22 protein-coding genes (1 of these 22 running past the window's edge) are annotated in these 24,247 nt (G+C 37.5%); 10 read left to right on the top strand and 12 right to left on the bottom strand.

All coding sequences use genetic code 11. The features are described 5' to 3' along the window. Positions 1 to 545: 545 nt before the first annotated feature. The 3 genes from HVN35_01990 to HVN35_01980 all read right to left on the bottom strand — a co-directional run bounded on the left by HVN35_01990 (position 546) and on the right by HVN35_01980 (position 4,650). Positions 546 to 1,391, bottom strand: a complete 846-nt coding sequence (locus HVN35_01990; protein ID NYB51326.1) for a precorrin-6A/cobalt-precorrin-6A reductase — start codon at positions 1,389 to 1,391, stop codon at positions 546 to 548. A gap of 92 nt (positions 1,392 to 1,483) precedes the next feature. Continuing rightward, the gene (locus tag HVN35_01985; protein ID NYB51325.1) at positions 1,484 to 4,012 is read right to left on the bottom strand and encodes a calcium-translocating P-type ATPase, PMCA-type; all 2,529 of its coding nucleotides are present in this window, start codon (positions 4,010 to 4,012) and stop codon (positions 1,484 to 1,486) included. A 248-nt stretch (positions 4,013 to 4,260) separates the two neighbouring features. Continuing rightward, a complete protein-coding gene (locus HVN35_01980) occupies positions 4,261 to 4,650 on the bottom strand; it encodes a hypothetical protein (protein NYB51324.1) in 390 nt (129 codons plus the stop codon). Between the two features lie 36 nt (positions 4,651 to 4,686). Between HVN35_01980 and rimI the strand changes: the two genes are divergently transcribed. The 7 genes from rimI to HVN35_01945 all read left to right on the top strand — a co-directional run bounded on the left by rimI (position 4,687) and on the right by HVN35_01945 (position 13,692). Then, on the top strand, positions 4,687 to 5,175 hold the full coding sequence (rimI, locus tag HVN35_01975) for a ribosomal protein S18-alanine N-acetyltransferase (protein ID NYB51323.1): 489 nt from the start codon (positions 4,687 to 4,689) through the stop codon (positions 5,173 to 5,175). A 393-nt stretch (positions 5,176 to 5,568) separates the two neighbouring features. After that, entirely contained in the window at positions 5,569 to 6,651 is a 1,083-nt protein-coding gene (gene carA / locus HVN35_01970; GenBank protein NYB51322.1) for a glutamine-hydrolyzing carbamoyl-phosphate synthase small subunit, read from the top strand. Positions 6,652 to 6,784: 133 nt separating this feature from the next. Beyond that, positions 6,785 to 9,973: a carbamoyl-phosphate synthase large subunit gene (gene carB / locus HVN35_01965; protein NYB51321.1), complete on the top strand. Its 3,189-nt coding sequence runs from the start codon at positions 6,785 to 6,787 to the stop codon at positions 9,971 to 9,973. 378 nt (positions 9,974 to 10,351) lie between these two features. Further along, positions 10,352 to 11,527 carry an amidohydrolase family protein gene (locus HVN35_01960; protein ID NYB51320.1) on the top strand — a complete coding sequence of 392 codons (1,176 nt, stop codon included), beginning with the start codon at positions 10,352 to 10,354 and terminating at the stop codon, positions 11,525 to 11,527. 5 nt (positions 11,528 to 11,532) lie between these two features. Further along, entirely contained in the window at positions 11,533 to 11,982 is a 450-nt protein-coding gene (locus HVN35_01955; protein NYB51319.1) for a universal stress protein, read from the top strand. A gap of 59 nt (positions 11,983 to 12,041) precedes the next feature. Further along, positions 12,042 to 12,878 (top strand): CBS domain-containing protein, encoded by an 837-nt coding sequence (locus HVN35_01950; protein NYB51318.1) that lies wholly within the window; start codon positions 12,042 to 12,044, stop codon positions 12,876 to 12,878. A gap of 385 nt (positions 12,879 to 13,263) precedes the next feature. Next, a complete protein-coding gene (locus tag HVN35_01945; GenBank protein ID NYB51317.1) occupies positions 13,264 to 13,692 on the top strand; it encodes a hypothetical protein in 429 nt (142 codons plus the stop codon). Positions 13,693 to 13,842: 150 nt separating this feature from the next. Here the strand turns inward: HVN35_01945 and larE are convergent, their stop codons facing one another. The 7 genes from larE to HVN35_01910 all read right to left on the bottom strand — a co-directional run bounded on the left by larE (position 13,843) and on the right by HVN35_01910 (position 20,080). After that, positions 13,843 to 14,895 carry an ATP-dependent sacrificial sulfur transferase LarE gene (gene larE / locus HVN35_01940; GenBank protein ID NYB51316.1) on the bottom strand — a complete coding sequence of 351 codons (1,053 nt, stop codon included), beginning with the start codon at positions 14,893 to 14,895 and terminating at the stop codon, positions 13,843 to 13,845. Between the two features lie 227 nt (positions 14,896 to 15,122). After that, the gene (locus HVN35_01935; GenBank protein ID NYB51315.1) at positions 15,123 to 15,767 is read right to left on the bottom strand and encodes a TfuA-related McrA-glycine thioamidation protein; all 645 of its coding nucleotides are present in this window, start codon (positions 15,765 to 15,767) and stop codon (positions 15,123 to 15,125) included. A 220-nt stretch (positions 15,768 to 15,987) separates the two neighbouring features. Beyond that, positions 15,988 to 16,467, bottom strand: coding sequence for a TIGR00295 family protein (locus HVN35_01930; protein NYB51314.1), 480 nt, complete (start codon positions 16,465 to 16,467; stop codon positions 15,988 to 15,990). A 192-nt stretch (positions 16,468 to 16,659) separates the two neighbouring features. Further along, complete coding sequence (gene tfe, locus HVN35_01925) at positions 16,660 to 17,145, bottom strand: transcription factor E (protein ID NYB51313.1); 486 nt, start codon at positions 17,143 to 17,145, stop codon at positions 16,660 to 16,662. A 448-nt stretch (positions 17,146 to 17,593) separates the two neighbouring features. After that, a complete protein-coding gene (locus tag HVN35_01920) occupies positions 17,594 to 18,487 on the bottom strand; it encodes a coenzyme F420-0:L-glutamate ligase (protein ID NYB51312.1) in 894 nt (297 codons plus the stop codon). Between the two features lie 121 nt (positions 18,488 to 18,608). After that, complete coding sequence (locus tag HVN35_01915) at positions 18,609 to 19,295, bottom strand: hypothetical protein (protein ID NYB51311.1); 687 nt, start codon at positions 19,293 to 19,295, stop codon at positions 18,609 to 18,611. Between the two features lie 83 nt (positions 19,296 to 19,378). Then, a complete protein-coding gene (locus HVN35_01910; GenBank protein NYB51310.1) occupies positions 19,379 to 20,080 on the bottom strand; it encodes a hypothetical protein in 702 nt (233 codons plus the stop codon). Between the two features lie 625 nt (positions 20,081 to 20,705). Between HVN35_01910 and HVN35_01905 the strand changes: the two genes are divergently transcribed. Further along, complete coding sequence (locus tag HVN35_01905; GenBank protein NYB51309.1) at positions 20,706 to 21,266, top strand: PAS domain S-box protein; 561 nt, start codon at positions 20,706 to 20,708, stop codon at positions 21,264 to 21,266. A 62-nt stretch (positions 21,267 to 21,328) separates the two neighbouring features. On the opposite strand, the gene HVN35_01900 is transcribed toward HVN35_01905, so the two are convergent. Both HVN35_01900 and comA read right to left on the bottom strand, forming a co-directional pair. Further along, positions 21,329 to 22,096, bottom strand: coding sequence for an ABC transporter ATP-binding protein (locus HVN35_01900; protein ID NYB51308.1), 768 nt, complete (start codon positions 22,094 to 22,096; stop codon positions 21,329 to 21,331). Beyond that, positions 22,096 to 22,869: a phosphosulfolactate synthase gene (comA, locus tag HVN35_01895; protein ID NYB51307.1), complete on the bottom strand. Its 774-nt coding sequence runs from the start codon at positions 22,867 to 22,869 to the stop codon at positions 22,096 to 22,098. The genes HVN35_01900 and comA overlap by 1 nt, the downstream gene beginning before the upstream one ends. Positions 22,870 to 23,352: 483 nt before the next feature. Between comA and HVN35_01890 the strand changes: the two genes are divergently transcribed. Both HVN35_01890 and ftsZ read left to right on the top strand, forming a co-directional pair. Beyond that, positions 23,353 to 23,916, top strand: a complete 564-nt coding sequence (locus tag HVN35_01890) for a hypothetical protein (protein ID NYB51306.1) — start codon at positions 23,353 to 23,355, stop codon at positions 23,914 to 23,916. 230 nt (positions 23,917 to 24,146) lie between these two features. Next, positions 24,147 to 24,247, top strand: the 5' portion of a protein-coding gene (gene ftsZ / locus HVN35_01885; GenBank protein ID NYB51305.1) for a cell division protein FtsZ. Its footprint extends 1,051 nt past the window's final position; 101 of the gene's 1,152 nt are visible here — the first part of the coding sequence; the start codon lies at positions 24,147 to 24,149; the stop codon falls past the right edge of the window.

Below are 24,247 nucleotides of genomic sequence, written 5' to 3'. Positions count from 1 at the left end.
GTCCAAACCACTAAAGAACAGCTTTTATTGAACTTAAATAAGATGCCCGAGAGTTTAGATATGATAAACTCTGATAAACTTGCCAGATGGATTGGAGAAACTGGATACAGCCGTTTCTATTCTTGAACAACAGGAAAAATTGCAATCAACATAAAAGAGATAAACCCACCATTCTCTTAGATATATTAAATCATAGCATTGTGAACTACTTTCATCAAGAATGAACCAATTCATGAATTATTCAATATTCATATTATTGGACAGTCAATAAATTTTAAAAAATGATAAATAAGTTATATTAGATGCATCTAACATAATCATATAACTAAAAAGCTTTTTATTTCTCTATAAATAAATTAGCTTTGTTTTTTCAAAAAACCCAATTAAGCCAATGATGAACCCTATGAGCTCTGAAAATGTGATGAATGATGGGCGAGCTGAGGCTTACTTCTACTTACTGATAGGCTCTTATTGATTTGGTGGATTTGGTGATTTGATTAATTTTAGGAAATGATTTCTTTGATTTCTTCTTAAATCCCTGAAATCTATCTAAAAAGTTCATCACACAGGGATTCTATTTCCTTTAAAACTGTTCTGCCACGAAGTTCTTTGATTTCTGGGCGCATTACTACTACCGAAGGTATGCCCACATCAAGAGCTGCCTGAATTTTAGGCAGTGTACCTCCACTCATTCCGCTTTCCTTGGTTAAAACCACATCAACCTGGTATTCTTTCATGAGAATTTCATTAAATTCTTTTGAAAAAGTCCCTTCCATGGCAATAATGTTCCTGTGGGGAATGCCCAGTTCAAGACATCTTTTAACTGAATAAACAGTTGGAATAACCCGAACCACAATCTTTTCCTGGGGAATATAATTGGTAAGGTAATGTAAGGTGTTCCCACCCGCCATATGGAAAACTCTACCAGATTCATCAGTTAAATCTTCTGCAGAACTCCTTTTTTTGGAGGAAAATTCTGCACTTGAAATAGAATCATTTCTATTTAAAAGTTCCAGGATGGTTTTAACCGCGTCTTCAAAAGAATTTGATTTAAAGACAAGTTCACTGTCTGGAAGTTTGGTGGAAGGTCTTTCAAAACGAATATAATCAACACCCATGGTATCTGATGCTTTTATGGCATTTTGTGTTGCTGCTGCTGCAAAGGGATGTGTGGCATCAATTAAAAGTTCAATATCGTTCTTTTTAATTATTTCCAATAACTCATCTGAATCGAAACGACCTTCAAGAATTCTATTGGCCCCTGAAATTCTGGCCAATTCACTGCCATGAGGGGTGGTGGCAGTGGCTAAAATATTAACACCTTCTCTGGATGATAAACATTTAATGATCCTCCGGGCATCACTGGTTCCAGCCATCACCATTATATTCATTTTCACGACCCTCGAACACTTATAAATTTTGAATCCCTTACTCTAAGTGAATTTTTACTCTATTAACATATTTATGAGCATTTATGAGCCTCTTACTTTATGAACCTCTCTGCCAGCCAGTTACTGATGAATATGGTGGATGCAACCAGGAAAATCAACACCCATTCCATAGCACCGAGGTATGTGGTTTTGAAGATTCCCTGAAGGAAGGGGATGTATATTACTCCTAATTGTAGCAGGAATGATGAACCCACAGCTATGAAAAGGAATTTGTTTGAAAATCCCTGTTGTGAACGGCAGTTGAACACATTGAATATCTGGTAAATTACAAATACAGTGAAAGCCACAGTCGTGGCCTTATCTAACCCTGCATTACTTAACTTGTAAATGTAATAGTACAGGCCCAGTGTCCCCGCACTCATAACCAAACCAGCAATGACTATTTTTAGGATGTTCCTCCGGGGAATAATATCCTCTTTAATAGGTGGACGTTCCATTACTCCCTTTTCTGATGGTTCAACACCCAGTGACTGAGCTGGAGGTCCATCCATAATAATGTTAATCCATAACACCTGTATGGGGTTAAAGGGAACTGGCAGTTGCATTATCGATGCAGAGGTTATGGTGACTATGGCTCCAATGTTGGTGGATAGCTGGAAGCGAACGAAACGGCGTATGTTATCAAAAATGGTACGTCCTTCTTGCACTGCCTTAACTATGGTGGCAAAGTTATCATCCTGAAGTAGCATATCCGCAGATTCCTTGGCCACATCAGTACCACTGCCCATGGCCACACCAATAGCAGCTTTTTTCAGTGCAGGGGCATCGTTCACCCCATCACCAGTCATGGATGCAACATTACCCCTCTTTTTAAGGGTTTCCACAATGCGGACTTTCTGTTCCGGATACACCCTGGCGTAAACCCGGACATCATCCACCATGTTCTCGAATTCCTGGTCACTGAGCTTATCCAGATCTGAACCAGTGAGTGCCAGGACATTCTCATCATCAGCAATGCCTATCTCTCGAGCTATGGCCACCGCAGTATCCTTATGATCTCCAGTTATCATCACCACCTTTATTCCTGCCTTTTTAGCAGTGGCTACTGCTTCTCTAGCTTCCTCCCGGGGAGGGTCCATCATACCCACCAGTCCTGCGAATATAAGATCCTTTTCCAGGGCTTCTTTATCCTCCAGGTTTTCATTAGGATTTAATTTACGATAAGCAAATCCCAGAACCCGGAGTGCATTTCCAGTCATTTCATTGAGGTCCTTCATTACCTTTTCTGTGTCTTCAGTTTCCAGGGAGCAAACCCCCCTTTCACCCTCAATTTCAGTGCAACGTTTCAGCAGGACTTCTGGAGCACCTTTAATCAGTAGATATCGATCACCCTCAATCTCATTTACTGTGGTCATCCTTTTTCTGGTGCTGTCCAAGGGTATTTCCAGTAACCGGGGATATTTTTTCTCAAGTTCCTTCCGGTTGTAGCCATTTTCATCAGCATATAAAAGCAGGGCAGCATCGGTAGGATCTCCCAGCACTTTTCCATTGGACTGGGTGGCATTGTTACATAGTGCCGATATTTTGTACACCATTTCCGGTTCATTAACCCGGGCATCACGTACAGTCATCTGGTTCAAGGTGAGTGTTCCAGTTTTATCTGTGCATATAACGTTACAGGACCCCAGAGTCTCCACTGCCAAGAGTTTGCGAACTATAGCATTGCTTTTTGCCATTCTCTGCATTCCCAGAGCCAGTGTGAGGGTTAAAATAGCGGGCAAGCCTTCGGGAACCGCAGCCACTGCCAGTGAGACCGCAGTCATGAATGTTTCCACCAGGGGTGTTCCATGTAAATATTCAAGTACAAACACCACTGAACATACTAAAACTGCCAGCAGTCCCAGGATCTTTCCTAAACTGGCTATTTTTTTCTGCAGTGGTGTTTTTTCTTCCTCTTCCTGGATCATCTCTGCGATTTTGCCAATCTCGGTGTCCATTCCAATTTCAACCACTACACCCTTTCCCCTGCCGGAAGAAACATCCGTTTCCATGAATGCCATGTTTTCTGCTCCATGATCATCAACGGATATCACCTCTGAATGTTTTTCAACAGGTAATGATTCTCCAGTCATAGCTGACTCATCCACCAGGAGATCGTAGCTTTCAATTATCCTGAGATCCGCTGGAACATTATCCCCCTCTTCTAAAATAACAATATCCCCCAGAGTTAGGTCTCCTGCAGGTACTTTCTGCTGATGACCATCCCTTATAACCACTGCTTCGCTGGATATCATATCTTTAAGTTTTTCCATGGCCTTCTCAGCACGGTATTCCTGGATGAATCCCACCACAGCATTGATGAATACCACAATCAATATGACTATAGCATCCAAGGTGTCCCCTACGTAATACGCGGCTATGGCTGCTATAATCAGGATCAAGATGAGAATGTCCTTAAATTGCCCTAAAAATATGGAAATAGGCCCTGCTTTTTTATCCTCGACCAGTTCGTTTTTTCCATATTCCAATAAACGTTTTTGAGCCTCAGTACTGCTTAAACCATCTCTACTGGAATTAAGAGTTTTTAAAGTTTCATCTACACTTAAATTCTTCCATTTCATGAAAACGCACACCTAAAAACCTGAAAATAATTTATACAAAAATAATTTATACATTTGATTAATGTTTTTATATTTAATAATAATTTTGGCATTTGCTATTATTATATTGAATATATTGAATTAATTAGAAGCATTAGGGTTATGGGATTATATCACTCGTTTAATCACGCACCAAAAGATTAAATAAAGATTATGTATCACTACCCAATCAAAAGCAGCCCTACTGAGTATAATCCTCTTTTCATCTTTTATTTGAAATTGAGTTTATAAAAAAATGCCTTTTTATAATTAATCAACTCCATTTCCTCATGGGTATTAATAGAATCTGTTGATAAGGGTTTTATAATTAGATCAGCACCCGTTCTTTGACAGAGTTTTTCCAGATGGGGGTGTAATTCTTCTGGAGGTCTTATGGAGTAGATGAGCCCAGCATCCTTATATATTTTTAAGTCAGGTTGCCTAATATCATCTAAGATGATCTGGTCATGGTAAGGTTTAATATCCGTCATGATGATATCCACCTTAAGATGTTCCTTCAAGTTGCATACCACCTGCTTAAAGTGTCCAACTCCAACTTCCACAATGAGTGAAGACTGGTAGTAGTTCCTATAAATGTACTCAGCAAAGTCATTCCACATTTTTATCACTTATGAATCCAGAGAGATGAGAACTTCATGATAATAAGAGAATTCAAACGTCCAGACCTGAAAAGAGTCATGGAAATTGAATTAGCATCCTTTGACGACCCTTACCCTGCCCATGTTCTGGTTGATATCTATAACTTAGGTGCAGGATTTTTGGTGGCCCAGCAAGATAATATGGTGGTGGGCTATATTATATTTTGGATCAGATTTGAAGATGAGGGTCATATCATCTCCATTGCAGTGGATAAAGAATATCACAGGCAGAAAATTGGAACAGAATTAGTTGAAACAGCCATTGAAATTTTCCGCAAATATGGTGTAAAAACTATTCGTCTGGAAGTGAGAAAATCAAATCTAAAAGCCCGTAAATTTTACCAGAAGTTGGGCTTCATTGAGAAAACTCCCTTAAAAGATTATTATGAAGATGGGGAAGATGCAGTGGTTATGGCAAAAATCTTGAAGGAATTAGGGGAATCTAGAGCAATAGAAAATATTTCAAAGAGTGAAACAGAGTTCTAAAAACAATCTGAGTTGTTCTAGAATAGTCCTGTGAAAGAAATTCAATATTCCGAATAATTTTGATTCAGAAATTTTCAGAATATATTTGTATAAAACATCTAAAAAAAATTTCTTAAATGATTAGACAAATAGATTAATAAGTGGATAGATTTACTTCAGATAGATACTTCAGATAAATGATAAATAGATAAAATTTGATTCATACCCTAACAAAATATGGTAATTTTTGCAAAAAAAGCGTATTCTACTAAAAAATGGAAATTAATCAAGTTATAGCATAAATTATCCTGTTAGATCTTATCAGAAGTCTTATCAAAAAATATATCAAATTAACAAAAGATAACCACGTAATAATGCTGATCCCATTAAAATAGTGGTAATCACGGTGATTTAATGCGAGAAGAGGCCAAGTTAGCTTTAGAGGATGGCACCATACTGAAAGGAGAAGGATTCGGGTACTGCACAATTAAGACAGGAGAAGTGGTTTTTGCCACTGGCATGACAGGCTATGTTGAATCTCTTACTGATCCATCTTACAAGGGTCAGATTTTAATGTCCACCTATCCTTTGCAAGGTAATTATGGTGTGTCAGAAGATTGGTTCCAATCTAATGGAATAAAAGCAGAAGGATTTATTGTAAGAGAAGAAAATCCATATCCATCCCATGGTCTATCTGAAAAGAACCTATCTGACTTTTTAGAAGAATATAAAATTCCAGGGATCAGTCAAATAGATACTCGTTCGGTTACCATTAAAATTCGGAAACACGGAACCATGAAAGGAGCTCTGGCTACTGAAGAGATTGAGGATGATGAACTCCTGGAAATGGCCCGAAATCAGCCAGGAATTGAAGAACTGGACCTGGTTGAAGAGGTGTCCGTCACCAAAACACGCATACTGGGTGAGGAATACAAACAAAGAGCTGTAATACTTGACTGTGGAATAAAAAACAATAGTATAAACGCTCTTTTAAAAAGAGAAGTTGGAGTGGTTGTTTTACCTTATAACACTTCTCCTCAGGAAATCATGGACTACGACCCAGGAGCACTTTTAGTCTCAAGTGGACCTGGAGATCCTACCCGAGTTAAAGAAGCTATAAGTACCGTGCGAAAGCTTTCAGAAAGACTCCCCATTTTTGGAATTTGTTTAGGGCAGCAGATTATTTCCCTAGCTTTTGGTGCGAAAATCTATAAAATGAAATTCGGACATCGGGGAATAAATCAACCGGTAAAGGATTTGAAAACTGGTAAGGTTTCCATAACCTCACAGAATCATGGTTTTACCATTGATCCTGAATCATGTAACGACCTACCCATTGAAGTGACCCAAGTAAACCTTAATGATGGCTCGGTTGAGGGAATAAAACACCAGGAACTCCCCATATCCAGTGTACAGTACCATCCAGAAGCAGGGCCCGGACCCCATGACACTGATTACTACTTCAACAACTTCGTGGAAAACCTTAAAAATTATTGAAATAACTAGAATTTGAGGAATAACAAGAATAAAAAAAGAAAACTGGTATTGAAATATTGGATAAAAATTCAAAGCACTGATAATATTTGAATATGAAAATGAATAGCCATTAAGAGGATAAAGAGGATTATAAATGCCGCGGGACGAAGAAATTAGGAAGGTACTCATTATTGGCTCAGGACCCATTCAAATCGGCCAGGCAGCTGAATTCGATTATTCTGGTTCTCAAGCCTGTAAATCCCTCCAGGAAGAGGGTATTGAAACTGTACTGGTGAACAGTAACCCAGCAACCATCCAGACTGATATTGACATGGCTGATGAGGTTTATGTGGAGCCTCTCACCCCTGAAATTGTTGCCAAGATTATTGAAAAGGAAAACCCGGATGCCATACTACCCACCATGGGAGGGCAGACTGGTTTGAACGTTGCCACGGGTCTGGAAGCCATAGGTGCCCTGGAAGGAGTTAAAGTCATCGGATCTTCTGTTGAAACCATTAAAAATGTTGAAGATCGTGACCTTTTTGATAGCTTCATGAAGAGGCTTAATGAACCTGTTCCTAAGGCTAAAGCAGTTTCCACATTAGAGCAAGCATTGGAAGCTGTGGAAGAAATCGGTTATCCCGTTATTGTAAGACCTGCCTTTACTCTGGGGGGAACTGGTGGTGGAGTAGCCCATAATCGTCAGGAACTGGAAGAAATAACCACTCACGGATTGGAAATGAGTTATATCAACCAGGTGCTCATTGATCAATCGGTAATGGGTTGGAAGGAATTCGAGTACGAGGTAATGCGGGATAAAAATGACACTTGCATCATTGTGTGTAACATGGAGAACCTGGACCCTATGGGAATTCACACTGGTGAAAGTATTGTAGTGGCACCCTCACAGACCCTGTCTGACGTGGACAACCAGCGCCTTAGAAATGCTTCCATCAAAATTATACGTGCTCTGGGAATCCAGGGAGGTTGTAACATCCAGTTTGCTGTTCACCCCATCACTGGAGAGTACAAAGTTATTGAAGTTAATCCTCGAGTGAGCAGGAGCAGTGCTCTTGCTTCTAAAGCCACCGGGTACCCTATAGCTAAGATTTCAGCCAAGATTGCAGTGGGTATGACTCTGGATGAGATTCAAAATGATATCACCAAGGAAACTCCTGCATCTTTCGAACCCAGCCTGGATTACATTGTCACCAAAATTCCTCGCTGGCCGTTTGACAAATTCAAGGGAATAAGCAGGGAAATAGGGGTGCAGATGAAATCAACTGGGGAAGTAATGGCCATTGGCCGTACACTGGAAGAATCCTTGCACAAGGCTATTCGCAGTCTGGATGTGGGAAGCTATGGTTTTGAAACCACAGCATTTGATGAAGAAAAACTTAAAAACGCCACTGATCAACGACTTTTCCAGGTTTACAGTGCCCTGAAATCAGGAATGACTGTTGAAGAAATACAGGATATAACTCAAATTGATCCTTTTTTCCTGAATAAAATACTCAATATCGCAAAATGGGAAGAAAAAATCAGTGCAAAAAATATTTTAAAACCAAAAATAATGCGTAAAACTAAAAAAATGGGTTTTTCAGATCGTATCATATCCCAAATCACAGGTTTAGATGAGAAAACCATTAGAGAATCCCGGGAAAAGGAAGGAATAACCCCTTCCTATAAAATGGTTGACACTTGTGCTGCAGAGTTTGAGGCAAAAACACCGTATTATTATGGTTGCTATGAAGAAGAAGATGAAGTTGCAGTTTCAGAGGAAAAAAAAGTCATCATAATTGGAGCAGGACCCATCAGAATCGGACAGGGAATCGAATTCGATTATTGCTGCGTGCATGCAGCCATGGCACTTAAAGATGATGGTATTGAAACCATAATAATAAATAATAACCCTGAAACAGTTAGTACTGATTATGATATCTCCAGCAAGCTCTATTTTGAACCTCTCACTCTGGAAGATGTTATGGGCATAATCAACAAGGAAAAACCATACGGAGTGGTGGTACAATTCGGAGGTCAAACTTCCATTAACCTGGCAGTTCCCCTGGCCCAAGAAGGAGTTAGGATATTGGGAACACCTCACGAGAGTATTGACCGTGTTGAAGACAGGGAAAGGTTTACTAAAGTTCTAAATAAACTGGAAATACCACAGGCTGATTATGGAATTGCATATTCATTTGAAGACGCCCGTAAAGTAGCTGCTAGAATTGGATTCCCGGTTCTGGTAAGGCCATCCTATGTTCTGGGAGGTAGGGCCATGCAAATCGTCTATGATGATGATGAACTCCGGGAGTATATGCAGGAAGCAGTGCGCATATCTCCGGAACATCCCATTCTGGTGGATAAATTTTTGGAAGATGCCATTGAGATCGATGTTGATGCCCTGTCAGATGGAGAAGAAGTCTTCATTGGAGGGATCATGGAACACATTGAAGAGGCAGGAGTGCACTCCGGAGACTCGGCATGCGTTATACCCCCACAGAGCATCCCTGAAGATGTTCTAACTACCATCAAAGAACATACCATTAAATTAGCTCTGGAATTGGATGTTGTGGGTTTAATGAATATTCAGTATGCAGTTAAAATGGATGAACAGGATAGACCGCAAGTTTACATCTTAGAAGCCAATCCCCGAGCTAGCAGAACTGTTCCATTCGTTAGCAAAGCAGTAGGTATTCCACTGGCTAAGATAGCTGCTGAGTTAATGATGGGAAAAAAATTAAAAGATTTTGGACTTAATCACGAAGTTAAAATAAGCCATGTGGCAGTTAAAGAATCCATATTCCCCTTTATAAAACTTCCTGAAGCCGATTCTGTGCTGGGCCCTGAGATGAAATCAACTGGGGAAAGTATGGGAATCGATGAAAACTTCGGAATATCCTATTACAAAGCACAGCTATCAGCAGGCATGGATCTTCCCCAGAAAGGCACCATTTTCATAAGTGTTCGTGATGCTGATAAGAATAAAATCAGAGATATTGTAGAAAAAGCCAAAAAACTAGGTTTTAACCTCATCGCCACCCGTGGAACAGCTAGAGCTGTTGATGAACATGTGGATATTGACATTGTACGCAAAATCAGCCAGGGATCGCCTAATATACAGGATGCCATCCTTAACAAGGAAGTGGATATGATTATAAACACCCCCTCAGGCAAACAATCTGCAGATGACGGATACTACATCCGGAGGATGGCTGTTGAACTGGGAATACCCTATGTCACCACACTGGCCGGTGCAAGAGCAGCGCTGAATGCCATTGAGAGTGTTGGAAAAGGGAAAATTGGAGTTAAATCACTTAAAAAGTATCATAATATAAACTGATTTGAATTAGAACTCGTAGATTCAACTTTAAATAAACAAATATTATCTTTTTATATTTTTATTGAAAATTAAGATTATGAATTCCTTTAAGCTTAAAAAAAACCATATAAGTTCCACTAGACACTGAAAAATTTTTTAAACGTTTTTATTCACGTTTTTATTCGAATTATTTTACTTATTTTTCTTTTTTTATGGTTTTACGGGTTGCAGTTTAATTTTCCCAAGATCGATTTAAAAAAAATAACTAATTTTTAAAAATCAGATATATCCAATCAAAATATGGGAGGGGTTTTGATTTTGTTTTTTTTAAGCAGATTTATCTATTTTTTATCTATTAAGTCAAAGGATAAATAGCCCGTTTAATATACTAATCTTTGTATGTTTAACATCAAAAATGGATTGGTACTTTACGGTCCGGAAATGGAACCAGTGAAGGCAAATGTTCTAATTGAAGACAATCTAATTGTGGAGGTTTCACCCCAAGCATCGGGAGGGAAGGAATTAGATGCTAAAGGTTGTATAGTATCCCCCTCACTTATTAATAGTCATGTTCATTTGGGAGATTCTGTGGCCAAGGATATTGGAGATGGAGAAACCATTGATAAAATTGTAAAACCACCCCACGGGCTTAAACATAAACTGCTTAGTGCATCATCACCACAAGATATTATTACTTCCATGCGAGGTTCAATGGAGGATATGCTCCAAACAGGGACCACAACCATGGTTGATTTTAGGGAAGGAGGGGTTGAAGGTATTTCTTTGATTAAAAAAGCCGGGGAAGGGTTGCCTATAAGGAAGATTGTCCTGGGACGTCATGATTCATTTTTAAAAAAATTTACCACACCCCTGACTTCTGATGCTGAAGAAGAAATTAGAAAATCCTCCAAAATGATTCTTTCTTCTTCAGATGGTATTGGTTTAAGTGGTTTTGGAGAAATTGATGATGAGGTAGTGAGTATAATTACAGAAACATGCGCTGAGATGAATAAAATATCTGCCATTCATGTTGCAGAATATGAAAAAGTGCAGGAAAATTCTCTCAAAACCACTGGTAAGAGTGAAGTGGAAAGGGCTCTTCGAAATGATTTTAATATCCTGATTCATGCGACAAGCCCCCTTAAATCTGATCTGGAACTCTTAAAAAATGATGAAAAGTCTGTTGTTTGCTGTCCCCGTTCTAATGGCGCGCTTTCTGTAGGAATACCTCCCATTAAAGAGATGTGGGATAGGGGAATTAATTTACTTCTGGGAACTGATAACCTGATGTTTAATTCCCCCAATATGTTTAGAGAGATGGAATATGCTTTGAAAGTTACCAGAGGCCATTATAGAGAGTATTTCTCTCCGGTGGAGATTCTGAAGATGGCCACAGTTAATGCAGGTAAGGCTTTTAATCTGAACCTGGGGTGTATTGAGGAGGGAAAGTTAGCAGACATGATGATAGTAGAACAGTTATCAAATAACCCCATACTGTCTCTGATAAACCGCACTGAATCGAAAAACATAATAGGTCTCATGACAGATGGTAACCTAGTATACTTCTTAAGGTGAAACAAATGTACCAGAAAATATTATTGCCCACAGATGGTTCAAAATATGCTGAAAAAGCCGCACAACATGCCATCTGGATAGCAAGCAAAAGCAACGCTGAAATCATTGTTTTAAATGTAATTGAAACATCATCATTAGTGGGGCTCCCTGCTGAAGACCTTATCGTAAGAATTAAAGAAATGTTAAAGGAAGAAGGTCGAAGATCACTGGAAAGAATCTCCGAAATGGTAAGTGACAGTGCAAAAGAAGCTAAACTAGAAGAAAAAATTAAAGTAACCCTTAAAACTGAAGAAGGTTCCCCTGGAGATTCTATTCTTAAAACAATAGAGAAAGAAAATGTGGATCTGGTAGTTATGGGCACCTCTGGAAAACACGGTTTGGATCGATTTTTACTGGGCAGTGTAACTGAAAAAGTTGTCAGATCAGCGAAATGCCCTGTTTTAGCCGTGCACTAATTATAATATCATATTTTTTTAATACTTTATTTTAGTTGCAGCTTATGGCTGGTGAAATAATGCAGATAAAGGACATCATGTCAGAGGAAATTTACCACATTCAAGTACCAGGAAATCGTCAAAATGCAATGGAACTAATGAGGAAATATAAAGTATCAGGATTACCAGTAGTTAAAAAAGGCACTAAGAAATTAGTAGGCATACTCACCAGAACCGACCTGGTAGAAAACCCCGACGAAGAGCAGATCGCTCTGATAATGACTCGGGATATGATAACCGTGGGGCCTGAAGATGATATTAAAGATGCTGCCAGGAAGATGTCAGAAAACAATATAAGAAGAGTTCCAGTGGTGGAAAATGAAGAACTAGTGGGATTAGTAACTGCATCAGATCTGATTAACAAAGCCCTGTGGAAACTGGATATCACTGATCCAGCAGAAGATTACATGCTACATAGCGTGCCAACTACTTGGGAAAGAACCCCTCTTAATGTAGCCTTCGCAATTATGCGATACTTCAACCTTAAGGTACTCCTGGCCCTTAGTAATGAAGGTAAACCTTCAGGAATTCTCACAGAAACTGACTTTTTAGATGAAAGTGAAGTGGTTTCTGAACAGACTGTTCACAACACTTCCGTAGGTACAGAAGGAGATAAATGGTCCTGGGATAGTAAAAATGTGCTCTATGTCATTAAAAATCATCTACAGTTCTCTGACAAAGAAGTTAGAGATGTTGCAACCACTGACCTGGCTATTGTCACCACCAAAACTGCAGTGAAGGATTGTGCCAACAAGATGCGTCAGAGAAACATTGAACAGATGCCAGTGATTGATGTGGAAGGAAACTTAGTAGGACTAGTAAGGGCTGGAGATCTGATTAAATCCATTATTGACTAACTAAATTATGGATTTTGGAAATTCAGAGAAATTTAAGATATTGGACATCTAATTGAGTATTAAAATTCTGGATACCCCATATTAATTGCTTATTTAATTGATTAACTATTTAATTGATTAATTGATGAATGTGCTAATCAGAACTGCATATAACTTATCGTTAAATGGTAAATAATATATTAGATGTTCGCTATTCCAGCATGATTCAAATTATTTCCATCCAAATCCATCCCTTCCATCCCAAAAAAAATCCCAAAAACAAAATAATTTCCCTAAAATGATATTTAGTATCTAAAAAAACCAAAAAAATGTTTTTATGATTAATATGTCTGATACAACTCCCCATGAAACTGAAGAAACTCTCACTGAAGACCAAGAAACTAAAATGACCCCCATTGTTAAACCCATCATCAAAATAAAGGCAGATCCTGAAACAATCCGTATTGTGGGTAAAAAAGGTGGAGATGTGGTACTGCATGATATCAATCCTCAATTTATCATGGCCACTCTCTGGTGGGAAGGAACACCTCAACTGGAAACTTTCTTCAATATCCTGGAGCTTACCATTAAAAGAGCACTGCAAGAAGTGCATCCTCATGATAAACTGGTTTTGGATTATACCTACACCTCCAATGACACCCTGGAAGATGCTTCTGAAATTACTGTCGAAATTGAAAACATAGAAGCCGATGGGGAAGTAGTGGAAGTAGAAGGGGATATTATCATCCTCTCAGGTAATGATGATAGGGGCTTTTTCAAGAAACTAACTGCATTTAGACGTAAGGTTAAAGAACCGGTTCATAGAGAACTATGATTGAAAAAAGAATAATTTTAAAGAAATATTAATTGAAAAAGCATTAATTAAAAAACTAAATCCATTAATCGCCCTTTTATTCTTTATTTTAAAAATTACAATTATAAAACCAATATAAATGAAAAATAATCTATATATTTTTCTAATTTTTTATTTCTTCCTTCGGATGCATGGTAAAATTTTCATCAGTAATTCCTGAGCATCTTTTTGGTCTTTTACTCTTCTGACAACGATTTTCCCACTGGCAAATAGGGTGATGCTGCTACCATCTATTTCCAGCATGGCTATGCCCATCTCCACAGAACATTTAACTGCACCCAGTTGTTTCAGTTCATGACAAGTATCCTGGATATTAAACTGATATGGCAGCTGGGTTTCAAACATTATCCGATTTTTCTCATCCTTACACGGTTTGTAAACCATAATTTCAGTTTTAAAATCTCCATAATTATCAATATCCAAGTTTATTTTCTTAAATCCAACTGCTTTCAATTCAGAATCTATCTGGCAGAGTAGAGCTTTATCTAAAAGTTTTTCGATATCTCCCACTTGAATAAGAGCTAATCCTTCATCATCTCTCACTCTGACCACATCAAGACCCGTAAGTGCACGGACGAGATTTTCAGCATAGGCAATACGGTTGATTTTTTTGAGAGTGATCTGGCACCCTGCGGGTATTCTTGTGGCTAAACAGGTGGTTGAGGGATGATAATTAATGTTCCAATCTTTCAAAATAGTTCTTACATCCTTTGAACTGAACCCAAATTTAACCAGAGGCATCTTAATATTTTTCTCCCTATTGACTATTATTCCGGGCCGGTCTTCCATTAAATCACTAAGATTGGTACCATCCACAACCAGATCATAGTGATAATCCAATGCCATCTCAGTCAGATATTGATATATTTTATTTTTACAGATATAACAGCGATTTGGTGGGTTTTTTGCAAATTCATCATCCTTTAGAAAGTTTTCTCGGATTGTAAAATGTTTTATTCCTATTTCACCAGCGATTTCTTCTGCTTTATCCATGCAATTTGAAGGCATAAGCCCATTGTCCACTGTAACTGCCAGTGCTTCTTTTGCCCCGTCTTTAGCCATCAAAGCCAATAGTGTGCTATCCGCACCGCCTGAAAAAGCCACAAGGACTTTTTTTCCATTAAAATAAGCCTTTAAATTATCTAATTTTTCTTCGGCATCCATAATCATACCACAAACGGTGAAAGATTGTATTTATTCACGATAATGTTATTTAACTTGTTGTATATTATTCAGAATTATTCAGATTCAATTTATAGATTTTATTCATTTTATTATTTCTTCAATTTTGATTTTTTATATTATCCTAATGATTTCCATCCGACTGATTTCCTATTGATTAGATGTCTATGGTTAGATATCCTATAGTTAGATATCCTAGGGTTAGATTCCTATTCAACAAGATTTTTAATGTACTTTAGAACTTTTCTAGCATCTTCAGTCTTAATGTCAATTCCATTTTTATCTAAAAAGGATTTAAGTTTTAGAATCTTGTTTTCAGGAAGACCAGAACTCTTGAAAACACGCGGATAGGTTCTTTGAGGATAATATATGTTCTTAGCAGTTTCGTAAAGTTTTTTATAATCATCAGCTGTTATTATCCCCTCATTTTCAGCCATTTGGAAGTTATAACTCATACTGACTAATGCTTCGGAGAGCAGTTCATGCGTCTCAGGGTTGAATACAATTGCCACCTCATCATCAGATTCTATTTTCCCATCCCTGTACATCTGGTATACAGTTCCCATGCCAATCATACCTGCACTGTCAAGTTCAGCTGATCTAAGCGCGCCCATACTGGATCCTCCTACAACAGTAATTCCATATTTAAGAGCCTTCAGTATCTCACGATGGGAAACAGCAGGTTGTTGATGAAAAACACCGTCAATGATGCCGATAATGTGTGGAGGATCAGTTAATAAGGCTTCAATATCACCCCGAGCCACTGGAGAACGATAATCAGCATCTAAAATTTTACGGGCATCATCTAATGGTAATGAAGGCCCTATAAACACTACGACTCTTTTTTTATTCATGCTCTCCACCCTAATTACTACTATATAAGATTTATATTCATTATTCGAATGTTAGTTAATTATTAGAATGTTAGTTATAGTTTTTTATATGATCAGCATGGGTATTAAAAAAAAATTAGCTTTAAATTAGCTTTAAATGACTGGACAGTAAGTGACTTGTAATATTGAATTCTGGATGTATTAATGATGCAATAAATTATCTGGTTGATTTAGGACCGTTTCAGTCAAAAGCATCCACTAATTCAGCATGCAATCTTTCCAGCCGGATGATAGAGGGGTGATGTGCTCCCATTTTATCTGTCCATTTTTTAATTACAAAATCTAAATCTACTTCACCAGTTCCATGGATAAGATTATCCGCATGCGCAACCAGTTTTTCCTCAAGTGTAACTGGAATATAATCTTGAGGAGGCAAACCAAGGATTTCAGCCTCTTTTTTACTTATCCCAGAGCCTATATGCCGTTCCACAATTTTCACTATTTCTTGGGGAAAATGATTTTTTCTTAGAATATCTGCCCCAACAACAGCATGTTTAATGCCAGCAGTTTTGGAACGCCCCACATCGTGTAGCATGGCACCTGCTTTCACCAGATTTAGGTCAACTTTTCCCTTAAAATTCAAGGATAAATCAGCTGCCTTTAACATAACTGCTTTTGAATGTTCAATCACGTATCGGGGACAGTTGAATTCTTCTAAGATATGGGGAGATTGAAATTTACTATATTTATTATTATATTTATTGGAAATCAAATATCCACCTTTAAAAAGAGGCAATTTCCTTTGTAGTTGTATTTAATATCCTAAAAAGAATTTACTACTATATTTCCATGAATTATTTGAACTAATGACTTAAAAAAAATTTCCAGACACTTGAGAATTAAGGAAAAATTTTTAACTCATTCTTTCCTTTAATTCCCTTAATTCAGTTATTATGGAGGAGTTATCCTGGAATTCCATGCTGGTATTACAGTCTGGACAGATGAAATTCCTTTCAGATGCTTCTTCGAAATTGTAGCGACATCCATTAGGACATACAAAGAACATGTTTCCTTCTTCGTATTCCAGGGATTGGTGAATTTCTTCTGAGAACTTTTCAAACTTCTCAGATATGATTTCTGCAATTTTTTCTTCTTCAAATTTCCAACTGTAGGTATACCATTGGGTTTCTGGATCCTTACTTCTTTTATAACTGGCAACACCAGCATCATACAATTTGTAAAGAATCCTTCGCACAATGTTTAATCGGATTTCTGTTTCTTCTGCAATCTCTTCATCGGTGGTTTTACCTTTTAATAAGCACTGGATTATAGGGATGCTGTTCTCATGGTCGTTTGTAACATCAATGAGAATCTCCTGTACAGTAGGATCCTTAAGCATCTCAGTTCCTCCTTCATGTTTTGACATTTTTAGCAACTCTTGAATTTCAGGATCATTCAATTTGAGCATTATGACAGACCTCCCATACGGAGAGAAAGAAATCAAACATAAAACTGATAAGTCAAATCAAAGCAATGCTAATAAATTTTCACCCGTATGGTTGCCGCCATGGTGGAAATCAGCCGCTTGAATTTGTAAATCTAAATGTATCTCTCCGCCCCTATTAAACCCCTTGGTGTTAAATATGCACGGTTAGCCCTTATTTAATGATGTAAGCTAAATAATGGGTGTTAAAAATATCATGGGTTAATTAACTATATGGTCCTAGATAGTATTTATATTTTTTTGATAGGGGTTACTTGCAAGAAAAACAGTTGAAAAAGCGAATACTTAAGACCATATTAGGCCTATAGGAGATCTATAGAAGCATATTAAGGTACAATACACGTTAATGGAATTTTCGGACAATTACAGCAGGAATATGGGTAATTGAATCCAGTATTTCTACAGTTATATCATTTACTTCTTTTTGGACTAATTTTTGCATGTCATAAACAGTTTCCATGTTATTTTCATGAAGCTTTTGACATTCTTCTGCTGCCCTGGCAATTTGAAAGATCTCATCCATATTTTTTGGTTTTGAAATTCCCAGTGGTGTAGGTCCCTGAATCTTGCCCAGACGACCCAGCAAATATCCAAAAATCCCCATGTTATTTTTAATTTCATCAATAGAAATCGGAAGAGATGTAAATTTCATTTTCCCAATTTTATAAGTTGCATCCGTATCTATAATCATCACAGTTACCTTTTTACCTAATTCATCCCTTATTTTCTTCTCCATCTCTTCTGAAATACCCTGAGGATCATGGGGAAGTAACGAAACACAGGACCCTGGAGCATTACTCAAATCAACCCCAGCTTCTGAAGCTGGTTTTAAAGCGTGCTTCCATCCATAATATTTTAAAATAACTTCTTTATGGGAACGTGCTTCAGATGGTAGTTTTCGAAGGTTTTGGATGGTTCTTTTTTTAATTCGAAGTAAAGGTCCCAAGAAATATCCCCACACATGTTTAGACCATAGATCTGCCAGGAAATAAGCAGCTAAAGATGGTTCAAATTCAGCTTCATCAACCAGCCTGCCCTGTGATATGGCCAGGGGAGTTTCTGAAACAACAAGATAGTCCTCATCCTCCAAAAAATCAGCTGAGTTTTTTATTATAATATCATAGGGAGTACCCGGTTTGATATAACCCGTCTTGACCGGGATAACCTGGTACTTACTTTCTCCTTCAGAATATTGTATATATTCTGGTTTAAGACTTTGATGCGGTTTTTGATTCATAACCATCAACAAAAATAGGATTTAGAGTATAAAAAAAATTTGAATTTTTATTTTGCTGATTTATTATCGCCTATACAATTATCTTCTATACACAATCCTAAAGCGCATAAAACGGTGATGATCACCCCTTTACTGGAGGTGCCCATACTTTAAGGTCGATTCCCTCAATAATTGCCTTTTTACCTTCTAATTGGACCACAACACCAGAGTGGACTTTCTGCATCATACAATGGTAGGGTAAGAATCTTACTGTTTCGCCTACACTTGGTAGCTCTCCTTCGATAATGCCCTCAAATCCACCAACCATACAAACTCCCACATCTTTAAAGTCAAATTCAACTTCGGGATCCAGACGATGGCATGGTCCAACCAGGTGTACTGTGATCAATCCATGATTTTCATCCAAAACTTTGGCAAAGTGGATAACTGGACATCCCAGGGGACGGTACCTTATAACCTCGCCCGCCTTTATCTCCTCACGGGTGAATGGAAATAGAATTTCCCGGCAAGAAGTTTCATCTGGAAGTGGTTTTAGTATGATGTCCGCTTCATAACCATCCATCACCCCTATTATTTTCTCTTTTTCAGGTATTATGTGTTCTTCCTTGAGAATTTCCTGAAGTTGAGCAAGTTCATCCTGAAAAATTTCCTGGTATAGGAAACGACATTTATCCAGCTGTGTTCTTTTTCTGAGAAGGGCTCCTGCGAATTCATCACACCTTGCATAGCCACATATTCCACAGTTATAACCTGGGAGCAACATTAAAATTTTATTTTGTTGACCAATATCTTTAGGGACTTTATTCATCATTTAACACCATAATTACCTGTTTATGGAGAAATCTATAATTATTTTGAATAAATTATATTTTGGATAAATTTATTCTAGATTTATTCTCCCTCGTAACTTTGAAAACCATCTATTCGGCGTAAAATACCTCGGTGATATTTCTTGTTAACCCTGGTTTCCCCTACGCATAGGGTGCAAACAGCCAGTGGTGCTGAATGTCTTAGTTTTTCACCATCAAGGGCAACTTCAGGTGATTTAATAATCTCATCTGCCAGTTCAGCACAACCCTGACCACTGAGGCCATTAGCTTCGATAATCTTACAATTCGGATTTACTTCCAGGATTCTTTCCCGGAAGATCTCTCTTTCAGCCTGAGAAATCATATCCCCCTTGGTAATCACAGCAATGTCTGCTGTGCTTAAAAAAGGTCCTACTTTTAATGGAGTGTTAGGACCGCTGGTAGCATCTATGACACAAACTCCCAATGAATTATCGGTGAAGGGAGCGCATCGGTGACACAAGCCAGCAGTTTCTACTACTAGGAGTTCTGCATCGTTTTCATCTGCCCAATCAATCATTTCTTCCAGGTTGTAGATGGCATAGTGATCAGGGCACATGTCCATGGATAAACCAACCTTGGTAGGTACTCCTATCTTCGAAAATTTACGATCATCATCAGTGTACAGGCAGTCCACCTTTACCACAGCGGATTTAAGTCCCATTTCATTAAGACTGCGCAGAGCATGGATTAAAACAGCAGTCTTCCCGGAACCTGGAGTTCCGGCCACTATTATCATTCTCATAAAAATCACCGTTCATTCAATTTTTACTCTTAGTTTACTTAACTAATCTTTACACTTATTGTTTGTTTGAATTTCTTGTTATATTCTACAATGAATTAAATAGTTTTTAAATAACTGAATGGTTTTTAACAAAAAAAATTATCAACGGCACATACTTAATTAATTAAGCTTTTATTATTGTTTTACTAGTTTTATTATTTAACATAATGTTATGGTAAGTAATGTTAAAATTATGGTAACCGTGTATAAAGTTTTTCTCAAGAAAAAATGACAATAAATGGGAAAAATCCCCAAATTTTATTGAAATTTTTTAATTTCCAAATAATTAAATGGAATTAAGATGAACATTGACTTATAGATAAACAAATAATAAGATTGATGAAACAAATAGTGAATTGGCTTAATTAATATCAATTTATACCTAGTACTTAGATATTCATTTGGCCAGATATTATTTTCTGGCCATGAAAATGATATGTATATTAATTTATTTTTTTATATTAATTTGTATAACTTGTATTAATAAATTGGTTTGCATAATAATTGATATTTTATTATCTTGTAAAAACTAGATAAATAAACATTAATTAAAAAATTGAGGTTAATAGTTGGATGGTCTTACACTATGAAATCCGATAAAACAACTGCTGAACTCCAGCAGGAAATTGAGAGACTTAAATCTAAGATTGCTGAACTGGAGAAATCCAAAGAAGAGCTTAAAAAAGTGCAGAAAGAACTGGAGGAGAAAGAAAATTATCAAAAAACTATTTTTTCTGCCATACAAACTGGGATCATTATCATTGACGCTGAAACCTGCAATATACTTGATTTGAATAAGGTGGCTATGGAACTTATCGGAGCTTCTAAGGAAGAGATTGTGGGACGTAACTGTCACCACTACGTTTGCCCAGCTGAAGAAGGAAGATGTCCCATTATAGACTTGAATCAAACTGTTGACAATTCAGAAAGAGTGCTGTTAGATGTGGATGGTAATGAAATACCAATCATTAAAAATGTGGTTCCTGTTAATTTAAATGGTCATGAAGTTCTGCTTGAAAGTTTTATGGATATCAGGGATCGTAAAAAAGCTGAAGAAGCATTAAAAAGGAGTGAGGAAAAGTACAGAACCATAGTGGAAAAATTCCTTAAAATATCCAATGAAATAATCATTGAAATAAACAAATAGCAATTAGAGCAATTAGTAATGGTTCAGTGTAATGGTTCAGTTGCTTTTTTTATATTTCCACTTTACATTTCCACTTCAATATCCTGAATCACTTCACCATTTCTAACTTTATCCCTTAAACTGAGCATCAGTTCATCAATTTTATTTAGTTTTTGAGATAGGGCTTTTTCTTCATGTGTAGTGCCTACAACAGTTTGCATTCCACCATTTTTCATGACTATTCTCTTATCGGTCATTAGAGCCAATACTGGATCGTGTGTAACTACCATAACAATCTTTCCATGGCCTGCAAGAGCCTCCAGGGCGTCATGTTTTCTGATTCCTGCATTTTCAATCTCATCAATGAGTACAATTGGTGAATTGCTGATAATAGCCACATCTGCCACCATTAAGGCTCTTGATTGCCCCCCACTTAATATGGTGAGATCATGCTCCTTTTTTATTGGCTCTCCAGTTAAGGTGTTGGCTAATTCAATCACTGCATTCACACATTTACTGCTGGCTCCACGGCACTTGGCATGTAAACTCAAAAAGTCACCTACAGTCATGTCCGCCAGAAAATTCATATTCTGAGATAATTGAGCTACCATTTTCTTTCTTGGATTGGTTCTATCCTCGTAACTGGGTGCCTCACCATTGACTAGTATCCTCCGTTTGGAGAAGGTGTCCTCCTGGGAAAGTTGCTCAATATCACCTATTAGGGAGCTTTTACCACTTCCTGTGGGACCGACCACACCGAAGATCTCACCCTTCCTGATTACTACTTTTTTGACGGGTTCGGGGTTTCCCTGCTTGTCAAATCCCCCTAAAATAGTTATCTCCTCAATCATTATAGTTTCACCTTTCCAAAAGTGTCTCCTCTGAGCCCTAATCGCATGGTTTCCAGGGCGGTTATCTCCTCTGGAGGGATGTTACCTAAACTTACATTGGGTCCGAACTTTAATATAAAATACGCTTGCTGATTTTTTTGGGGAGCTTCCCATATTATTTTGTCCACTTTACAACCTTCAACAATAACTTGCAACTCGTCTTTCTTAACCTGGCCACTGTCATCGAAAAGACCTATTCCCTTTCCTCCTTCCCGAGCCTCCATTAAAACATAATCTGCTCCAAATTTTAAGTCTTCATTAACCATTTTCATCCGATCATTTGCTGTTAAAAGGCCATCCTTTGCCGGGTCCTTTTTCCCAACTTCAGTGATGGCCAGAAATCCTTGATCTTTCACCATAGATATAACCTTCTCTCTGTCCTCAGGAGAAATTTCAACTGTTCCATCAGAAATTTCAATGGCTCCGAATCCGAGTTCATCTGCCTCTTTTAGATAATCCTCTACCTTATTTTCTGAATAGGCTATTTCAAAGAGAGTACCACCAGGATAAGGGTTAATACCATAAGAGCGGTAGATTTCAACTTTCTCCTGAATTATTTCGCGGTTGTGAATAGCTGAAGTTCCCCATCCAAATTTAGCCAGGTCCACATATTTTCCAGAGATTTCAAGGAGATCTATGATGGAAACCGGACCCATCCCTTTATCCAACATCATGGTGATTCCAGTACCTTCTGGAGGGTTGCGTTGGGGGGTAAGAAAATCAAAAGCATTCATTAACATCACTTTTTAGAACTTTATATAGTGTAGTGTTTTTTTTCAAATTATTTTCTAATTAAACATCTAATCATTAATTTATCTTACTTAACAGATATTAATAGCAGAAATATGATGTTTTATGTATAGGTAAGTGTCTTTTCACACATGTCAATTTAAACATTTACTAATACCTTTACTAATACCATTACATTAGATTTGATCACATATGTAAATAGTCATTTAAATATCATTTATATAAGTTGGAATAGTTGGTAATAGTTGTACATGAAAAATATTTTTATACATTTATAATTTCAGAATTTTACATCAAAAAATTTTATATCAAAACAGTGAAAAGGGTTAATAGTTGCTGAATTCAAATACTATAGTCAATTTGAGATTCTGAATTCATAAAAAAGAGGATTCAACAACTAAATGCAACAAATACCTCGTGATAACAAAATCATCATGATCATTTAAATAAAAATGGAGGGGCATTTTATGGAAAAAACAATTAATTACTTTGCAAATCCTGGTGCAGAAAACACAGATAAAGTAATAGAACTGGTTAAAGAAAGAAGAGAAGAATTAGGTATCGAGAATATAGTGGTGGCCTCAGTATCCGGGCGTACCAGTGTGAAAGTTCTCCAGAGCATGCCTGATGCACAGATTATTAGCATAACCCACCATGCAGGATTTAGAGGTGGGGATGAATTAGAACTTCAAGAGGAATATGTTAAAAAACTGGAAGATGCTGGCGTGCCAATATACATAGGTTCCCACTCCCTAAGCGGAGTTGGACGGGGAATAAGCAATAAATTTGGTGGTATAACCCCTGTGGAAATAATAGCAGGAACCTTAAGGTTGTTTTCACAAGGAATAAAAGTTTGTGTGGAAATAAGCATCATGGCTGCAGATGCAGGACTCATACCCACAGATAGAGAAGTTATAGCTATAGGGGGCACTGCTAAAGGTGCAGATACTGCTATGGTTTTGAAGCCCGCGCACATGGGTAACTTCTTCGACCTAAAAATAAATGAGATCATTGCTATGCCCAGACCTTAGAGTCTAATGTTTCAAACTGATGATGTTGACCACCACTGGTTCGATTGTTCGAGTTATAAAAATTGTGAGTTCACAATCACTCCCCGGTTGGATGTTGAAGATGATCTTCGAATATTAGTCAAAAATTCTTTGCTTGGTGGTAAATTATTGGTTAAACAACCGTTGCTTTTAAATATAAGTTAGTACAATAACACATTTAAGATAACCAACATTTGCTGTGGGGGTAGAGATTGAAATCTATTATAGACAATACCATAAAGGAATCCGAAAAAATAAGGGATAGGAAGAGAACTGAAAAGCATCGTGGATATGACAGTAGCATCGACCAAGA

This window comes from Methanobacteriaceae archaeon (genome assembly GCA_013403005.1).
Lineage (GTDB): Archaea > Methanobacteriota > Methanobacteria > Methanobacteriales > Methanobacteriaceae > Methanobacterium.
Note: the sequence above shows the minus strand (reverse complement) of the source record. Positions and strands in the feature narration are given on the sequence as shown.

What these genes read in the sequence shown, in the direction of transcription:
- tfe (NYB51313.1), bottom strand. Translation starts at nt 17,145, where the DNA reads ATGCTTAAGGATCCTACTGTACAGGAGATTCTCATTGATGTTACAAAC.
- HVN35_01980 (NYB51324.1), bottom strand. Translation starts at nt 4,650, where the DNA reads ATGTGGAATGACTTTGCTGAGTACATTTATAGGAACTACTACCAGTCT.
- HVN35_01900 (NYB51308.1), bottom strand. Translation starts at nt 22,096, where the DNA reads ATGATTGAGGAGATAACTATTTTAGGGGGATTTGACAAGCAGGGAAAC.
- HVN35_01890 (NYB51306.1), top strand. Translation starts at nt 23,353, where the DNA reads ATGGAAAAAACAATTAATTACTTTGCAAATCCTGGTGCAGAAAACACA.
- HVN35_01955 (NYB51319.1), top strand. Translation starts at nt 11,533, where the DNA reads ATGTACCAGAAAATATTATTGCCCACAGATGGTTCAAAATATGCTGAA.
- HVN35_01985 (NYB51325.1), bottom strand. Translation starts at nt 4,012, where the DNA reads ATGAAATGGAAGAATTTAAGTGTAGATGAAACTTTAAAAACTCTTAAT.
- carB (NYB51321.1), top strand. Translation starts at nt 6,785, where the DNA reads ATGCCGCGGGACGAAGAAATTAGGAAGGTACTCATTATTGGCTCAGGA.
- larE (NYB51316.1), bottom strand. Translation starts at nt 14,895, where the DNA reads ATGGATGCCGAAGAAAAATTAGATAATTTAAAGGCTTATTTTAATGGA.
- HVN35_01910 (NYB51310.1), bottom strand. Translation starts at nt 20,080, where the DNA reads ATGAGAATGATAATAGTGGCCGGAACTCCAGGTTCCGGGAAGACTGCT.
- HVN35_01935 (NYB51315.1), bottom strand. Translation starts at nt 15,767, where the DNA reads ATGAATAAAAAAAGAGTCGTAGTGTTTATAGGGCCTTCATTACCATTA.
- HVN35_01915 (NYB51311.1), bottom strand. Translation starts at nt 19,295, where the DNA reads ATGAATAAAGTCCCTAAAGATATTGGTCAACAAAATAAAATTTTAATG.
- HVN35_01905 (NYB51309.1), top strand. Translation starts at nt 20,706, where the DNA reads ATGAAATCCGATAAAACAACTGCTGAACTCCAGCAGGAAATTGAGAGA.
- comA (NYB51307.1), bottom strand. Translation starts at nt 22,869, where the DNA reads ATGAATGCTTTTGATTTTCTTACCCCCCAACGCAACCCTCCAGAAGGT.
- HVN35_01950 (NYB51318.1), top strand. Translation starts at nt 12,042, where the DNA reads ATGCAGATAAAGGACATCATGTCAGAGGAAATTTACCACATTCAAGTA.
- carA (NYB51322.1), top strand. Translation starts at nt 5,569, where the DNA reads ATGCGAGAAGAGGCCAAGTTAGCTTTAGAGGATGGCACCATACTGAAA.
- HVN35_01990 (NYB51326.1), bottom strand. Translation starts at nt 1,391, where the DNA reads ATGAATATAATGGTGATGGCTGGAACCAGTGATGCCCGGAGGATCATT.
- HVN35_01920 (NYB51312.1), bottom strand. Translation starts at nt 18,487, where the DNA reads ATGAATCAAAAACCGCATCAAAGTCTTAAACCAGAATATATACAATAT.
- rimI (NYB51323.1), top strand. Translation starts at nt 4,687, where the DNA reads ATGATAATAAGAGAATTCAAACGTCCAGACCTGAAAAGAGTCATGGAA.
- HVN35_01945 (NYB51317.1), top strand. Translation starts at nt 13,264, where the DNA reads ATGACCCCCATTGTTAAACCCATCATCAAAATAAAGGCAGATCCTGAA.
- HVN35_01960 (NYB51320.1), top strand. Translation starts at nt 10,352, where the DNA reads ATGTTTAACATCAAAAATGGATTGGTACTTTACGGTCCGGAAATGGAA.